Annotated in this window: 15 protein-coding genes; 4 read left to right on the top strand and 11 right to left on the bottom strand. The window is 62.6% G+C overall.

Annotation, left to right across the window (positions count from 1 at the left end):
- Positions 1-11 precede the first annotated feature (11 nt).
- From AACL56_RS14455 to icd, 9 genes are all read right to left on the bottom strand, one after another.
- Positions 12-668, bottom strand: a complete 657-nt coding sequence (locus tag AACL56_RS14455; RefSeq protein ID WP_339090496.1) for a hypothetical protein — start codon at positions 666-668, stop codon at positions 12-14.
- 16 nt (positions 669-684) lie between these two features.
- Positions 685-2,040 carry a type VI secretion system baseplate subunit TssK gene (tssK, locus tag AACL56_RS14450; RefSeq protein WP_339090495.1) on the bottom strand — a complete coding sequence of 452 codons (1,356 nt, stop codon included), beginning with the start codon at positions 2,038-2,040 and terminating at the stop codon, positions 685-687.
- A gap of 33 nt (positions 2,041-2,073) precedes the next feature.
- Complete coding sequence (gene tssJ, locus AACL56_RS14445) at positions 2,074-2,670, bottom strand: type VI secretion system lipoprotein TssJ (RefSeq protein WP_339090494.1); 597 nt, start codon at positions 2,668-2,670, stop codon at positions 2,074-2,076.
- An 81-nt stretch (positions 2,671-2,751) separates the two neighbouring features.
- Positions 2,752-3,237, bottom strand: a complete 486-nt coding sequence (locus AACL56_RS14440) for an Hcp family type VI secretion system effector (RefSeq protein WP_339090493.1) — start codon at positions 3,235-3,237, stop codon at positions 2,752-2,754.
- Between the two features lie 126 nt (positions 3,238-3,363).
- Positions 3,364-4,866: a type VI secretion system contractile sheath large subunit gene (gene tssC, locus AACL56_RS14435; protein WP_339090492.1), complete on the bottom strand. Its 1,503-nt coding sequence runs from the start codon at positions 4,864-4,866 to the stop codon at positions 3,364-3,366.
- A 21-nt stretch (positions 4,867-4,887) separates the two neighbouring features.
- Positions 4,888-5,427 (bottom strand): type VI secretion system contractile sheath small subunit, encoded by a 540-nt coding sequence (gene tssB / locus AACL56_RS14430; RefSeq protein WP_339090491.1) that lies wholly within the window; start codon positions 5,425-5,427, stop codon positions 4,888-4,890.
- Between the two features lie 75 nt (positions 5,428-5,502).
- Positions 5,503-8,217, bottom strand: a complete 2,715-nt coding sequence (tssH, locus tag AACL56_RS14425) for a type VI secretion system ATPase TssH (protein WP_339090490.1) — start codon at positions 8,215-8,217, stop codon at positions 5,503-5,505.
- A gap of 320 nt (positions 8,218-8,537) precedes the next feature.
- Positions 8,538-9,808 (bottom strand): IS3 family transposase gene (locus AACL56_RS14420; RefSeq protein ID WP_339090489.1). Its coding sequence is split into 2 segments (ribosomal slippage): positions 8,538-9,446 and positions 9,449-9,808, totalling 1,269 coding nucleotides; the frame shifts between segments, so codons are not numbered across the junction.
- 138 nt (positions 9,809-9,946) lie between these two features.
- A complete protein-coding gene (gene icd, locus AACL56_RS14415) occupies positions 9,947-11,206 on the bottom strand; it encodes an NADP-dependent isocitrate dehydrogenase (protein ID WP_339090488.1) in 1,260 nt (419 codons plus the stop codon).
- A gap of 219 nt (positions 11,207-11,425) precedes the next feature.
- Between icd and AACL56_RS14410 the strand changes: the two genes are divergently transcribed.
- The 3 genes from AACL56_RS14410 to AACL56_RS14400 all read left to right on the top strand — a co-directional run bounded on the left by AACL56_RS14410 (position 11,426) and on the right by AACL56_RS14400 (position 12,666).
- Entirely contained in the window at positions 11,426-11,749 is a 324-nt protein-coding gene (locus AACL56_RS14410) for a cell envelope biogenesis protein TolA (RefSeq protein WP_339090487.1), read from the top strand.
- A gap of 155 nt (positions 11,750-11,904) precedes the next feature.
- Complete coding sequence (locus AACL56_RS14405; RefSeq protein ID WP_339090486.1) at positions 11,905-12,102, top strand: hypothetical protein; 198 nt, start codon at positions 11,905-11,907, stop codon at positions 12,100-12,102.
- Positions 12,103-12,201: 99 nt separating this feature from the next.
- On the top strand, positions 12,202-12,666 hold the full coding sequence (locus AACL56_RS14400) for a DUF192 domain-containing protein (protein WP_339090485.1): 465 nt from the start codon (positions 12,202-12,204) through the stop codon (positions 12,664-12,666).
- A gap of 79 nt (positions 12,667-12,745) precedes the next feature.
- Here the strand turns inward: AACL56_RS14400 and AACL56_RS14395 are convergent, their stop codons facing one another.
- Both AACL56_RS14395 and xseA read right to left on the bottom strand, forming a co-directional pair.
- Positions 12,746-13,327 carry a superoxide dismutase gene (locus AACL56_RS14395; RefSeq protein ID WP_339090484.1) on the bottom strand — a complete coding sequence of 194 codons (582 nt, stop codon included), beginning with the start codon at positions 13,325-13,327 and terminating at the stop codon, positions 12,746-12,748.
- A 49-nt stretch (positions 13,328-13,376) separates the two neighbouring features.
- Positions 13,377-14,687 (bottom strand): exodeoxyribonuclease VII large subunit, encoded by a 1,311-nt coding sequence (gene xseA / locus AACL56_RS14390; RefSeq protein WP_339090483.1) that lies wholly within the window; start codon positions 14,685-14,687, stop codon positions 13,377-13,379.
- A gap of 319 nt (positions 14,688-15,006) precedes the next feature.
- Between xseA and AACL56_RS14385 the strand changes: the two genes are divergently transcribed.
- Positions 15,007-15,639 carry a MotA/TolQ/ExbB proton channel family protein gene (locus AACL56_RS14385; RefSeq protein ID WP_056518718.1) on the top strand — a complete coding sequence of 211 codons (633 nt, stop codon included), beginning with the start codon at positions 15,007-15,009 and terminating at the stop codon, positions 15,637-15,639.
- Position 15,640 lies beyond the last annotated feature (1 nt).

Below are 15,640 nucleotides of genomic sequence, written 5' to 3'. Positions count from 1 at the left end.
CGCGCGCGTACTCAGGCCTCGCACTCGGAACCGTCGTTGACGATTCGTTCGAAGCTGCTGTTCTCGATACGGCTGGTCTTCATGCGCCCGTCAACCAGTCGCCAGACGCCGGTGCCTTGCGAATGCTCGATCACGACGGTGGCGGCCAGCTGCGCGCCCCGACTGCGCTGGCGTCCGATGACAAAGGTCATGTTGTCGAACTGGCAGTGTTCGATGGTCAGTCGTGTGCCGGCCACGAGCACGTCGCCATGGCCGGTGCAACGCCGGAACACGACCTCTCCCGTGCAGCCGATGCCTTCGAACTCCGCCGGCGCAGAGCTGCCTCCCGAGAAAGTGCAGCCCTCGAACACCACGCCACGGCTGCCGTCCCGACCGCTGAAGATGGAACGCCCTTGCGAGCGGCACTGGCTGAAGCTCACTCGCTCCATCACGCCGAAATCGTGGCTCGGCGCGAGGAACCGGCAGTTGATGAAATGACAGTCGCTCATCGAACTGAGCTTGACGTTGCCATCGCCGGCAAAGTCGCAACCCGAGAAGGTCAGGTTGCGCCACGAGACACCGACGAACGCTCCAGGCGCCATGTCGGCGCCCGCGATGGTCATCGCCGCCGTGCTGCTGTCGAGCAGGCGGATGTACTCCTTCTGGAGGCTGGTGATGGGCGTGGTCATGGATTGCTCCGGTGAGTCATTTCTCTCGCACGCCCCACAGTTCGAGGCGCAGGCCGGGAAACTCGCCTGCCACGTGCAGCGCGAGGCCCCCGTGCCTGGCCATGTGTTCCCACAAAGGGCCTCGGGGGTCGATCTGGAAATAGACGAAGCCCGCATTGAACGGAATCTGTCGCGGAGGCACCGGCAACGCCTGCAACGGAATGCCTGGCAGGTGCGAGCGGATGAGGTCGGCGAGCCGGTCGCTGGGACCGACCTTGCTGCGCGCGGGGAACTGGCTGGCCAGCTGGTCGGGGGGCACGTGCGCAGCCACTGCGAACACGAGGCTCGAGAAACCCTGCAACTCGGACGGTTCGACGCTCGCAACGCGCACGCCGTTGACCCGATCGGCCAAAGGAATGTTCTGGGCGCTGCGCACCAGCACGTCATTGAGCAGCGCCTGCACATCGCCCACCAGTTCCCTGAAGGACAGATACGGGTCGACATGCTGGTATGCGGGGTGGGACTCGGGTCGCCGAGTGCTCGCGCGCACGAAGGTTGCCAGTTCCCCGCTCAGGGTCCGCAGTGCGGTGTAGAGCGACTCGGGCGAGGTTTCGCGCACTCTCAGCCAGTGCTCCAGCAAGGGTTCGTAGCGATTGAGGATCTGCAACAGCAGAAAATCGGACACCTCTGCCGCCTCGCTCGACTTGCCGTCGTTGCCGCTGAGCCGCGCCGCCAGCGACTGCGCCCGCAGCCGGCACAGGCCATGGAGGTTCGTCAGCCAGTCCGTCAGCAGCGGACTTGCGCCGTAGCCTGACACCGGCGGAATGAGGTTCGAATCGATCGCAATGCTGCCGTCGGAACGCAGGACCGTGACTTTGGTAAGCGGAAGACCGATCCAGGCATCGGTCAGTTCGCGCTGCGGGAGCAACCGCAGGCGCAGTCTGGAGAGCTGCACCGTTTTCGGTCCCTGACCGACGGAATTGGCGTCGCGCAGTTCGGTGTCGAACACCGAAAAACGCGCCAAAGAGGCCGTTGAAGCAGCCGGATCGTCAAAGGTGGTTTCCTCGCCATTCGGTGTGCGGATGGGCACGGCGAGACAGATGACTTGCTCGATGTGCTCGGGCAGCACGGTAAGTGGCGCGGGCGGCGGTGTCTGGCCAGGCGCATCGAACGGTGTGCCATCTGCAAAGATGCCGGCGGCGCTACCGAGCACCAGCTTGCCGAGCGACAGCGATTCGGCATCGATGCTGTAGTGGCTGAATCCCCAATAGAACGGACTGAGCGACGCGGCTCGCTTGTGCGCCAGATGCTCGAGGTATCGCTCCTGTTGTTGAAACAGCTGCGGGCGCAGAAAGAGCCCTTCGCTCCACGCGACTTTGTTGTACCAGCTCATGAGATCGATCGTTGTGAGTGCGAGCCGCCGGGCTCACTTGATGGGCGTGAGCCGTATGCCCTTCGACTGCAGATTGATCTGCAGCCTGAGCTTGTTGGCAGGCACGACCGAGCGGTACCACGCCGCCTCGGGTGCCGGGTCGACCTTCTGCACCGCACGCCAGTCGGCTTGGGCCAGCTCTCTGTAGCCTGCAATGACGCCGACGGCACCGATGTCCGGATGCGACTTGCGCTTGATGGTCTTCACGTCGCCCGGGCGCAAGATGAACTCGTCACGCATCAGCAGGTCGCCGGCCATGACGGTCTTGTCGTTCGTGCTGAGGGAGAAGTAGTCGGCCAATTCGAAAGTGGCCTCGGACTTCAGTTCGTAGATGCGCACGAGGATCGGTGCCGCCCTGCCCTTGTCGTCCGGGTTGACGCCCGCATCCGCCGCAATGGTGATGTTCAGGCTGGTCTGCTCCCGGGGAAAGGAGAACTGCGCATGGGCAGGCAAAGCACTGCCCAGTGCAAGCGCTACGGAAACAAGCAGCAAGGTCACCTTTGCGACGAGAAATCCGCGGAATCCGGACACATTGGAGGCCATGTTGTGCAGACGAAAAAAGAAGAGGCTGAGCGTCGAAAAGCCCGGCACCGGGCCATGCAGCGCGCAAAGGCGCGGCGCACGGCCCAGTGCCGGAAACCCTGGACGAATCCAGGGGCCGAGCGGAATGACTCAGGACTCCTTGTTGCCCTTGATGTCGTAGCCTGCGGTCACGGCGCCGCCGCTGCCGCCCTGTGCGTTCTGCACCGCATATTCCTGTTTGATCTTGGAGAACGACAAGCGCACACGCTCCTTGACGCGCATTTCGTCGGAGTTCGAGCCGAAAGGCTGGATGGCCGTGATGATCACGTCGCTGAACGTGAACTTGAGGTACTCGAGCGGGTTGCCGCCTGCCTTGCGCACGGTCAGCCTGGCTTCCTGTACGTGTTTGCCGGTCAGGCAGTACTTCATGAGGTTCGGGCTCGACCGGTCCACGTAGTGGTCGAATTCCAGGTCGTCCACCGTCGCCTTGCCGGCGCCGCCGCCCGAGCCTGCGTGCATGGTGGATTCCTGGAAAGCCTTCCAGTTGAAAGCCAGGACCTCGATCTCGTTCTTGTGGTCGGCATCCTGCGACTCGCCTTCGATGCCATTGATTTTCAGAAAAATGTCTTGAGCCATGAATACTCCCTGAGCTTGTGATGTTTGTGATGTGACAGTGACGAGGTCCTGGCGCTCTTGGCGACGCCCTGAACCAGGAACGTGGCATCTGCGCGCCACTTCATCGAACGATTCGCCGCGATGGAATCAGGCGGCTTCCTTGAGAGACGGCAGCTTCGCGACCAGCCGCAGCGAGACGGTCAGCCCTTCGAGCTGGAAGTGCGGCCGCAAGAAGAACTTGGCGCTGTAGTAGCCCGGGTTTCCTTCGATGTCCTCGACCACGACTTCGGCTGCGGCGAGCGGCCGGCGGGCCTTGGTCTCCTGCGAGGAGTTGGCGGGGTCGGCATCGACGTAATGCATGATCCATTCGTTGAGCCAGCGCTGCATGTCCTCGCGCTCCTTGAACGAGCCGATCTTGTCGCGCACGATGCACTTCAAGTAATGAGCGAAGCGCGTGCTGGCGAACAGGTAGGGCAGCCGTGCCGACAGGTTCGCGTTGGCCGTCGCGTCAGGGTCCATGTACTCCTGCGGCTTCTGCACCGACTGCGCACCGATGAAGGCGGCATGGTCGGTGTTCTTGCGATGCACCAGCGGAATGAGGCCGGCCTTGGCAAGCTCGGCTTCGCGGCGGTCCGAGATGGCGATCTCCGTCGGGCACTTCATGTCGAAGCCGCCATCGTCCGTGGGGAACGTATGGCAAGGCAGGTTCTCGACCGTGCCGCCGGATTCCACGCCGCGGATCATGGTGCACCAGCCGTAGAGCTTGAAGCTTCGATTGATGTTGACCGCCATGGCGTAGGCCGCATTGCTCCACACGTAGTTGCGATGGTCGGCCCCTTCGGTTTCCTCTTCGAAATCGAATTCGTCCACCGGATTGGTCTTCGCCCCATAAGGCAGGCGCGAGAGAAAGCGCGGCATCGCGAGGCCGACGTAGCGCGAATCCTCGGTACTGCGCAACGAGTTCCAGGGCGCATGCTCGAGGTTCGAGGTGATCTTGGCGAGGTCGCGAGGATTCGCGAGTTCCTGCCACGACTCCATGCCCAGCAATGACGGCGCCGAACCCGCGATGAAAGGAGCATGGGACGCCGCGGATATCCGTGCGATGGCGGCGAGCAGTTCGACGTCGGGCGGCGTGTGGTCGAAGTAATAGTCGGCCACGAGACAACCATAGGGCTCGCCGCCGAGCTGGCCATATTCCTCCTCGTAGATGCGCTTGAAGATCGGGCTCTGGTCCCACGCGATGCCCTTGTGGCGGCGCAGCGTGCGGCGAACCTCGTCCTTGGACACATCCATGAAGCGGATCTTGAGTTTCTCGTCGGTCTCGGTGTTGTAGACGAGGTGGTGCATGCCGCGCCAGGCCGACTCGACCTTCTGGAAGTCCTCGGTGTGAAGCACGAGGTTGATCTGCTCGGACAGCTTGCGGTCAATCTCGGCGATGATGGCTTCGATGCTGCTGTATGCGTCGTCTGTCATGGTCGCCGCATTGACGAGCGCCTGCTCGGCCAGCGTGCGTACGGCGGCTTCGACGGCGTCACGTGCCTCTTCGGTCTTGGGTCTGAACTCACGATCCAGCAAGGATGCGAAGTCGGAAGGGCTGGCATGCTGTGCCACCTCTGGCACATGGCGGACTGGGTCGCTGGTGGTGATCATCTGGTTTTCCGTGCGATGGGGTCAGGACGCCGATGTGGCGGCGGACTCGTCGTTGCTGGCCGGCCGGCTGGGCCTGGGAGCCTGTGCCAGTGACTTCATGAGCGCCGGGTCTTGCAGCAGCTTGTTGACCAGGCTTTCGGCGCCAGCCTTGCCGTCCATGTAGGTCTGCAGATTGGCTAGCTGCGTGCGTGCCTCAAGGAGGCGGCTCAGCGGTTCGACCTTGCGGGCCACTGCGGCGGGCGAGAAGTCATCGATGCTCTCGAAGGTGATGTCGACCATGAGCTGGCCCTCACCCGTCAACGTGTTCGGCACTGCAAACGCCACGCGCGGCTGGATGGCCTTCATGCGCTCGTCGAAGCTGTCGATGTCGATTTCGAGGAACTTGCGCTCCACGACCGGCGGCAGCGCCTCGACGGGCTTGCCGGAAAGATCGGCCAGCACACCCATCACGAAGGGCAGCTCGATCTTCTTTTCGGAACCATAGATCTCCACGTCGTATTCGATCTGTACGCGCGGCGCCCGGTTTCGGGCGATGAACTTCTGACTGCTGTTGTTGGTCATAAAAACTCCCTGCTGAAAAAAGACGGAACAAGGACCGGACGCAATCGGTGGACGGAAGGCGGCGGGCCGAAAAAATCAGGCGTACTCGGTGTGGCAGACGATGGCCTCCCCTCCTTGGAATTCGTGGCCGATGGCACTGTTGGGCGGGTTCGCGTCGATGGACATCCGGACGATGGTCCTGCGTTCGAGCAATGCGCCGAGCCACTGGCGTGAAAGAACCGGAAACAGCTTCTGTTCGATGAAGCCGGTCAGTCGCCGGGCACCGCTCTCGTGGGCATCACAGCGCGCAATGACCTCTGCAACGACCGCTGGCGTATAGGCAAGCTCGACGCCGTGTTGCGTCTTCATGCGATCGACCAGCCGATCAAGTTGCAGCACAACGATGCTGCGCAGGGCCTCCGCGTCAAGCGGCAGATAGGGCACCACCGACAGCCGTCCCAGGAAGGCAGCAGGAAAGACCTCGCGCAGGATGGGATGCAGCGCTTCGCGAAGCAACTCAACGCCGGGCGTCGCCGTGGCGCCATCGCAAAGGCCTGCAATCTGCCCGGCGCCAGCGTTGCTCGTCAGCAGGATCGTGGTGTTCCTGAAGTCGATGTGCCTGCCCTCGCCGTCCTCCATCCACCCTCTGTCGAACACCTGGTAAAAGAGCTCATGCACGTCAGGATGTGCCTTCTCGATCTCGTCGAGCAGGATCACGCTGTACGGTCTGCGCCGCACGGCTTCGGTCAGCACGCCTCCCTCGCCGAACCCTACATATCCCGGTGGTGCCCCCTTCAGCGTCGACACCGTATGCGGCTCCTGGAATTCGCTCATGTTGATGGTGATGAGGTTCTGCTCGCCGCCATACATCGACTCCGCCAGCGCCAATGCAGTCTCCGTCTTGCCGACGCCGGAGGGGCCTGCAAGAAGGAACACTCCCACAGGCTTGCCCGGATCGCAAAGACGAGACCGCGCAACCTGAACGCGCTCGGCGATGGCGGCAAGCGCCTCGTCCTGGCCGATCACTCGCTCTCCGAGCCTGGACTGCAGGCTCAACACTGCTGCCACTTCGTCATTGACCATTCGGCCGACGGGTATGCCGGTCCAGTCGGCCACGATCGCCGCAACCACGGACTCATCGACCTGCGGAAAGATCAACGGCGCGTCCTGCATGTCTTGCCGCCGCGAGCGCAGGTCCTCTTCGAGGGCGATCAGCCGCGCCGAGAGCGGATCGCCCTCGGCGCGGCCCGCCTCGTGTCTGCGGCCTCCCTCACTCTTTCTCAATGCATGAAGTTCCTCGACCGCCGCGAGTTCGTCATGCCACCTTGCCTCCTGCACAACGAGGGCGTTGACGGTGGCGGAGAGCTTCGCCCTTGCGGCCTGTACTGCCTTGGCGCGGTTATCCCTGTCGTGCGCCACAAGATGCTCCTGCGACAGCAGGTGGAGCTCGACCTGCAAGGCCTCGGCTTGCTCACGCAACCGTTCGACTCCTGCCGGCGGCGTATGCAAGGACATGGCGACTCGCGCGCACGCGGTGTCGAGCAGGCTGATCGCCTTGTCGGGCAGTTGCCGCGCCGGGATATAGCGATGGGACAACGTGACCGCCGCACGCACCGCCTCGTCGAGCAAGGTGACGCCGTGATGGGCGGCAAAAGTGGAAGCCAGTCCTCGCACCATCTCGATGGCATTGGCTTCCTCGGGTTCTGCTACCTGCAGCGTCTGGAAGCGACGAGTCAGGGCGGGATCCTTCTCGATGTGGCGCTTGTACTCGCTCCACGTCGTCGCTCCGATGGTCCGCAACGTGCCGCGCGCCAATGCAGGCTTGAGCAGGTTGGCTGCATCGCCAGTGCCGGCCTGTCCACCTGCACCTATCAGGGTGTGCATCTCGTCGATGAACAGGATCACCGGTTGCGCCGATCCTGCCGCCTCCTCGAGCAGTGACTTCAGTCGGGATTCGAACTCGCCCCGCATGCTTGCACCGGCTAGCAGCGCGCCGACATCGAGGCTGTAGAGGCGCGCACTGCGCAGCGTTGGCGGGACTTCACCACCGACGATGGCGAGAGCCAGGCCTTCGACCACCGCGGTCTTGCCGACACCGGCCTCTCCGGTCAGCAGAGGGTTGTTCTGGCGGCGCCGCAGGAGGATGTCGACCATCGTGCGAATTTCATGCCTCCGGCCAACGACCGGATCGATTTGCCCCTCGCGTGCGCGCTCGGTCAAGTCGGTGCAATACCGGGCCAACGCGGATTTGCCGTCAGCGCTTTTGGCGATGGCCCCGCTGGACTCGCCCGGCATGGCATGCGGCAGGCCGGAGCCGTCGTGCGGTCCCTCGTTGTCTTCTGGGGAGCCGACGAAGATGGCAGCCGCCGCATCGGCCCACCCGTCGACAGGAATGCGTTGAAATGCCGACGACATGCCGAGCAGCGTGCGGCGCAACTCGGGGGTCTGCAGCAAGGCGGCGAGCAGCCACGCACCGCGGACGCGCCGATCCCCGAACTCGAGGCTGGCCAGCACCCATGCGCGCTCGATGGCCAGTTCGATGTGGTGCGAGAAATCGGTCAGCGACGTCGCGCCGGATGGAAGCGTAGACAAGGCGGAAGCCAGATCCCTGCCGACGGTCGGCATGTCGACATCGTGGTGACGGCAAATGCGATGCAGATCGCTGTCGTTGAGTTGCCAGAGTTGGTGGAGCCAATGCACCAGCTCGACATGGGGATTGCCGCGAAGCCGCGCGAAAGCGGTCGCGGACTCGATGCCACGAAACAACGTGAGATCGAGCTTGCCGAACAAGGCCCTGCGCGCGATGGTCATGGCGCGACTTCAGGCATGCAGCGTGCGGCTGCAGGTCCTGCCGATCTGCTGGCCGAACCCAGGGTTCTCGGAACCTTCCTCGCCTTCTTTTCGTCCACTTTGCGCTCCCTATGCTTTCTGGAATGAGCGCGATTCTGGAGGCCTTGCCGAGGGGCACGACAAGCACAGTTTCAATCAATCGTTACCTCGCAAGAGGCTTGCAATTGATCCGTGAAGTTTGCCTATTCGAGTCAGTTCAACCTATTTCCAAAGTAGTAGCGGCAATAAAAACGCGAGTTGATCTGCAGACCACCCTGACCCGTCCTGCCATAGGTTGACACCTATGAAGGACACACAGCCGGCTTGATCCAGCCGGCAACAGACGCCCGATGAACCTCATCGGGCGTTTTCAATTTTAGGGACAGGTGCGGTCTCTCTTGGTTGTAGATCTGCACGGCCTGCTGGACCATCCGGCTGGCCTGGGTCAGATCGGCAGGCCGGTGCAGCAGGAACTCCATCTTCAAGATCCCGTTGACGCGCTCGGCCAGCGCGTTCTGATAGCAGTCGTAGCCGTCCGTCATCGAGCAGGCGATGCCGTGGCGGCGGTGGATTTCCTGATAGTCGTTCGAGCAGTACTGGATGCCCCTGTCCGGGTGATGCACCAGCATTTGCCCAGTCTTGCGGCCCTTGAGCGCCACCTTCAGCGCCCGGCTGACCTGCTCGGTGTGCAGGCTGTCGTGCACGTGATGGCCCACGATCTTGCGCGACCACGCATCCGTCACCAGGCTGAGATAGACGAATCCTTGATCGGTCGGCAGGTAGGTGATGTCAGCCACCCAGACCTGCTCGCTGCCGGTGGGGCGCACCTGATCCGGCCCCTGCTTGAGCAGGTTGGGATGACGGCGCAACCGGTGATGGCTGTCGGTGGTCTTGTGATACGCCCGCCTGGGCTGAACCAGCATGTGGGCCTCGCGCAGCACGTCCAGCAACGCATCGCGCCCCAGGCTCGCGTTGGCCTGGTGCAGCGGCTGCTTGAGAAGATGGTGCAGCTTGCGCGCGCCCAGCCGCGGCTGGCGCAGGCGCACGGAACGCACAAGCTCGATCACTGTGTCAGAACGGGCACGGCATTGCTGCTGGTGCTGCAGTTGTTGGTAGTAAGCCTGGCGGCTGACGCCCCAATGGCGGCAAGCCCTCAACACGCTCAGCCCCGGGACGAGCTTTTGCGAGAGGACTTGCCCGAAGGCTTTTTTACGACACGCACCCCATAGTCCTTCTTCAGGACATCGAGCACGGCCTCGAACAACTGAGCCTTCTCATTGGCCTCGCGAAGCTGGACTTCGAGAGCCTTGATCCTCTGCTCAGGAGTCAGCGGCGCAGCGGATGGCGATGCGGAATTCTTGATCGGTACTGGCATGGGAAGCCGACATGATGCCGAACCCCAGCTCTGGCGGCCATGCTTGCGCAGCCACACCAACACCGTCGAGCGACCCTGGATGCCGTAGCGCTCCTGGGCCTGCTTGTACGTGAGCTCGCCTTTTTCTACCTGATCGACCACCGACAGCTTAAAAGCCAGCGTGTAGTCGCTCTGCGTGCGTTTGATGCCTGATTCCATTGACTTGCCTTTTCTGAGAGGAAAAGGTGTCAACCCAGGTCAGGACGGGTCACCCGAAACAAAAAAGCCCTTGAATTCCTTTGCGGAAATTCAAGGGCCTTGGCGCGGTGTTCCAGACACCGGAAAGATGGGAAGCAACTACATGTTGTCGATCATGACCTGCCCGAAACCCGAACAGCTCACCTGCGTGGCGCCATCCATCAGCCGCGCAAAGTCATAGGTCACCGTCTTGCTGACGATCGACTTTTCCATCGAACGGATGATGAGATCGGCGGCTTCTTTCCAGCCCATGTGGCGCAGCATCATTTCGGCCGAGAGGATCTCGGAGCCAGGATTGACGTAGTCCTTGCCGGCGTACTTGGGAGCGGTGCCATGCGTGGCTTCGAACATGGCGACGGTGTCGCTGATGTTCGCGCCGGGGGCAATGCCGATGCCACCGACCTGCGCGGCCAGCGCGTCGGACACGTAGTCACCGTTGAGGTTGAGCGTAGCAATCACGCTGTACTCGGCGGGACGCAGAAGAATCTGCTGCAGGAACGCATCGGCGATGCTGTCTTTGACGGTGATTTCCTTGCCAGACTTCGGATTCTTGAACTTCATCCAAGGCCCGCCATCGATGAGCTCGGCGCCGAACTCCTTGGCCGCCAGGTTGTAGCCCCAGTCACGGAAGCCACCTTCGGTGAACTTCATGATGTTGCCCTTGTGCACCAAGGTGACGCTGGGCTTGTCGTTGTCGATGGCGTACTGCAACGCCTTGCGCACCAGGCGCTCGGTGCCCTCGATCGACACGGGCTTGACGCCGATGCCCGACGTCTCGGGAAAGCGGATCTTCTTGACGCCCATTTCGTCCTGCAGGAACTTGATGAGCTTCTTGGCCTTGTCGCTTTCGGCTTCGAACTCGATCCCCGCATAGATGTCTTCCGAGTTCTCGCGGAAGATGACCATGTTGGTCTTGTGCGGCTCGCGCACCGGGCTGGGCACGCCCTTGAAATACTGGATGGGCCGCAAGCAGACGTACAGGTCGAGTTCCTGGCGCAACGCGACGTTCAGCGAGCGGATGCCGCCACCGACGGGTGTGGTGAGAGGGCCTTTGATGGAAATGACGTAGTCGCGCACCGCCTGCAGCGTTTCCTCGGGAAGCCAAACGTCGGGGCCGTAGACCTTGGTCGACTTCTCTCCGGCATAGACCTCCATCCAGTGGATCTTCTTCCTGCCGCCGTAGGCCTTGGCGACTGCGGCATCGACCACCTTCAGCATGACGGGCGTGATGTCCAGGCCGGTGCCGTCGCCTTCAATGAAAGGAATGATCGGTTCGTCAGGCACATTGAGCGAGTTGTCGGCATTGACCGTGATCTTCTGACCTTCGGTCGGGACTTTGATGTGCTGATAACTGGTCATGAGGGGGTTCGGCTCTGGGGATCGACTTAATTTTGACGAGTGTCAGCGAATTCAGACACGGGGTGGATTCGCTGTACAGACTGTGAACAAATCGCTGTACATTTTAGACGCAACCCATCAGCGGGCGTTTGTCAACCGGCGAGCCAATGGGCTCGTTAGTGGCTGACCTTCTGCTCGCCGGGAGGCGTTTCCAACCAATTCTCGATAGAGGAATCATCAATGAGCAAAGTTCTCGCAGTCATGATCGCCGGCCTGTTTGCCGCCGGTGCATATGCCCAAAACCCCACCGGCACCACGCCCGAGCAAGGTAACGCCAGCAACAGCAAGTCGCAACAACGCGCTGAAACGAAGAAGGCTGGCAAGCCCGCTGGTCAAGTCAAGGCTGCTGCCGGCGACGAAGCCAAGACGCCCGAAGGCGGCGCCATCGGTGCCGACAAGGCCGCTGCCTCTGGCGAGAAGCGCGCCGAAACCCGCGACCAACGTCGTCGCAACAAGGACGGCAGCATCAAGCGCAAGTCGACCCAAGGCGGCACCCCGAACTGATTCGGCCGGCCTCCCGAAAAAAGCGCTCCATCGGAGCGTTTTTTTTTCGCCCATCGTCGTGGAATGACTGTCAACCGCTTCGTGCAGGGTCCGTTGAATGTCTACCTTCCGAGGGGAAGGGCTATCCAGATCAACGAATTTCAAAGGATTTCTCCATGAACAAGCTGCTCGCAGCCCTGGTCGCCGGCCTCTTCGCTGCTGGTGCTTTCGCTCAACAAGCCGAACCCGCCAAGGCCGCTCCCGCAGCGCCGAAGGCCGCCAAGCACGCCACTGCCAAGAAGCACGTTGCCGCCAAGAAGCACAAGGTCCGTCACGTGGCCAAGGCTCACACCGCCGCTACCAAGAAGGTGTAAGCTTTCCAGCCCACCGGCAATGCCCGCATCAGCGGGCATTTTTTATTGGCATTTTTTGAGTTAGGCGGGGCCTCGATCCCGTCCTGAAAGAGTCGTCCGATGTTCAAGCGTCTCGCCGCCCTGCTCCTCGTGTCCGCGTCCTTCATGACGTCTTCGCACGCCCAGCAGCAACAGCTTCCCCAGACCGACCTGCAACGCACGCAGCTGTCGATCGGCCTCTACAAGATCGACACGCAGATCGCGCAAACCCCTCGGCAACGCGAAATCGGCCTGATGTTCCGCAAGGAGATGCCGCAGGCAGAAGGCATGATCTTCGTCTTCGAGCAACCTGCCACGCAGTGCTTCTGGATGCGCAACACCATTCTTCCGCTGACCGCCGCGTTCGTGGCCGACGATGGCCGCATCGTCAACCTGGTCGACATGCAGCCGATGACCGAGAACTCGCACTGCTCGCTGGAACCGGTGCGATACGTGCTCGAGATGAACCAGGGTTGGTTCGCCAAGAAGAACATCAAGAAGGGTGCGAAGATCGGCGGCGAGCTGTTCGCGGCCACCAAACGCTGAGTTCCTGCCGCCTCCAGGCGGGAAGAGCGCAAAAAAAGCCGACCCGGAGGTCGGCTTTTTCGTTGGGCGAAGCTCGGTATCAGCCGAAGTTCTTCGCCGCGAAGTCCCAGTTGGCCAGCTTGGCCAGGAAGGTCTCGACGAACTTCGGGCGCAGGTTGCGGTAGTCGATGTAGTAGGCGTGTTCCCAGACGTCCACCGTCAGCAGCGCGGTGTCGGCGGTGGTCAGCGGCGTGCCGGCGGCGCCGGTGTTCACGATGTCCACCGAACCGTCGGCCTTCTTCACCAGCCACGTCCAGCCCGAGCCGAAGTTGCCCACGGCCGACTTCACGAAGGCTTCCTTGAACGCGTCGTAGCTGCCCCACTTGGCATCGATGGCCTTGGCCAGCGCGCCGGTCGGAGCGCCGCCGCCTTGCGGCTTCATGCAGTTCCAGAAGAAGGTGTGGTTCCAGATCTGCGCAGCGTTGTTGTAGATGCCGCCGCTGGACTTCTTGACGATCTCCTCGAGCGTCATCGACTCGAATTCGGTGCCCTTCTGCAGGTTGTTGAGGTTCACCACGTAGGCGTTGTGGTGCTTGCCGTAGTGGTACTCGAGGGTTTCCTTCGAATATTCGGGGGCCAATGCGTCGAGTGCGTACGGCAGGGGTGGGAGCACATGTTCCATGGTTTTTTCTCGTGGGTTGGTTGTGGGAATCAAGGATTCTAGGAATTAATCATCGCGGTCGCGTCGGACGCGTTCCCGTCGCATCGCTCCAAGTGACGGTCATGTCGACCTCGCCATCGGCCAGCCGTGCCGTGACCGCGTCGCCGGCCTTGAGTTGCCTGGCGCTGACGATGGCATGACCATCCGTGTCGGTCAGCCACGCATAGCCACGCTGCAACACCAACGCGGGGTCGAGCAACCGCAGGCGCAGCGCCACGCGCTCGAGGCGCTCGCGTCGCTGGGCCAGCGCACGCTCGAATTTCAAAGGGAAGTCGGAGGCGATGACACGCGGCACCTGCGCCAGCCGCTGACGTCGCGACAGCACGGCGTACTGCAAGCGCTGCGCATGGTGTGCAAGCCGAAGCTGCTGCCGCGCGACAAGGTTCGAGGGACGGCCCAGGCGCCCCGCCGCCTGGTCAAGCCGCTGTCCGAGCGCGTCCAGACGACTTCCCAGCGCATCGTTCAATCGTTCATCCAGCAGATCGATGGCTCCGAGCCACAGGTCGCGCGGCGCGCTGACGAGCTCGGCCGCGGCCGTCGGCGTGGGCGCACGCAGGTCGGCGCAGAAGTCGGCGATGGTGAAGTCGGTCTCGTGCCCGACCCCGCTGATGAGCGGCACCGGGCTCTGCACGATGGTGCGCGCCAGCGTCTCGTCGTTGAACGCCCAGAGATCCTCGATGGAACCTCCACCCCTCACGAGCAGGATGACATCGACCCTGGGTTCGTCGAGTGCGTAGAGCGACTGCAGCGCACGCACCAACTCGCCGGGCGCGTTGGCGCCCTGCACTGCCGCCGGAGCGAGCACGACCGGAATGTGTGGAACACGCCGCCGCAATGCCGTGACGACATCATGCAAGGCCGCGGCGCCCAGCGACGTGACGACACCGACCGCGCGCGGCATCGCAGGCAGCGCCCGCTTGCGCGCCGGATCGAAGAGCCCTTCCGCCTCGAGCCGCGCCTTGCGCTGCATGAATTGCTCGAACAACGCACCTTGCCCGGCACGCCGGAGGCTTTCGACCACCAATTGCAGATCGCCGCGCGGCTCGTAGACGGCAAGGCGTCCACGCACCTCGACCTGGTCGCCGTCACGGGGAGAAAAATCGAGCAGCCCGGCTGCGCGGCGGAACATCGCACAACGCAGTTGGCCAGACTCGTCCTTGAGCGCGAAGTAACAATGTCCACTCGACGCGCGAGAAAAGCCCGAAATCTCGCCACGAACTGTGACAGGGTTGAAGCGCGCATCGAGGGCGTCCGCGACCGCTCGGCAGAGGGCGCCGACCGCCCAGATGCGCGGCCCCGGGGCGGAATTCGTATCACGCATGCTCACCGCTCGCACGCATGGCGCGATGCCACTCTTCCACAACGAGCAACACGCCCCGCGCTCACCACTCGAACGCTAGTACAGGCGCACGGTTCCTCGTGCAAGCCATTGATTTCATTGAATAAAGTGCTGCTCAAAATTCAGTCGTTCCAGCGAAACGGCCATCCCATGCGGGTTCGGGCCGGTTGCGCGGCAGGTTAATCACAAAGTTATCCACAGAATCTGTGCGTCCCCGCCGACACCGAAAGTAGGTGCGTGCCGATGGTTGGCTCAGTGGATAATCGCCGCGCATTTGCAGTCTACGGACCGGAGGATTTTCTTGTTTTCCATCATAGTTGCCGCGGGTTGGCCGATCTGGCCCTTGCTCGCTTGTTCGGTCATTGCGCTCGCGCTGGTTATAGAACGTTTCACGAGCCTGAAGACCGTGAGGGTGCTGCCGCCGAAGCTGCTCGACGAAACCATCACCGTGTCGCACGGCGCCATTCCCGGACCTGACGTGGTGACCAAGCTGGAACGCAACTCGATGCTGGGCCAGGTTCTGGCCGCCGGACTCCGGGCGCTCAACGCCAACCCGCGTTGCACCGAAGACGACCTTCGCGCAGCCATGGAAGCCTCTGGCCGCACGGTGGCGCACAAGCTGGAACGCTACCTTCCGGCACTCGCCACCATCGCCTCGGCCGCTCCGTTGCTGGGCCTGCTGGGTACGGTGATCGGCATGATCGAGATCTTCGGCTCGCAGTCGCCCGGCAGCGGAGCCGTCGGCTCGGGCAACCCGGCGCAGCTGGCGCACGGCATCTCGATCGCGCTGTACAATACCGCCTTCGGCCTGATCGTGGCCATTCCGACGCTGATCTTCTGGCGCTACTTCCGCAGCCGCGTCGACGAATACCTGCTGAACCTCGAGTTGTCCGGCGAGCGCTTCGCCCGCCACCTGAACGCGCTGCGCAAATGAC

This window comes from Variovorax paradoxus, assembly GCF_902712855.1.
Taxonomy (GTDB): Bacteria; Pseudomonadota; Gammaproteobacteria; order Burkholderiales; family Burkholderiaceae_C; genus Variovorax; species Variovorax paradoxus_Q.
This window is presented reverse-complemented; position numbering and strand designations above follow the sequence as displayed.